Below are 359 nucleotides of genomic sequence, written 5' to 3'. Positions count from 1 at the left end.
TTGAAGGGCAGCGACACGGGCGTTTTCGCGGGCCTCTTCTACCACGACTATCTGCCGACTCACGCTGTACCGGAGGAGGTCGAGGGGTACATCGGCACGGGTGGCGTGGGCGCGGTTGCCTCGGGCCGGGTGTCGTACGCGCTGGGTTTGGAGGGTCCGGCGGTGACGGTGGACACGGCGTGTTCCTCGTCGCTGGTGGCGTTGCATCTGGCGTGTCAGTCGCTGCGTTCGGGGGAGTCGTCGCTCGCGTTGGCCGGTGGCGTGACGGTGATGTCCACACCCGGCACGTTCATCGACTTCTCGCGGCAGCGGGGCTTGGCGGCTGACGGGCGTTGCAAGGCGTACGCGGAGGCTGCGGA

1 protein-coding gene is annotated in these 359 nt (G+C 68.2%); it reads left to right on the top strand.

Annotation, left to right across the window (positions count from 1 at the left end; translation table 11 throughout):
- The coding region (locus tag AC4IJH_RS43795) for a beta-ketoacyl synthase N-terminal-like domain-containing protein (protein WP_490857613.1) at positions 1–359 on the top strand (359 nt) is incomplete at both ends.

This window comes from Streptomyces sp. UF-297 (genome assembly GCF_058245575.1).
This window is presented reverse-complemented; position numbering and strand designations above follow the sequence as displayed.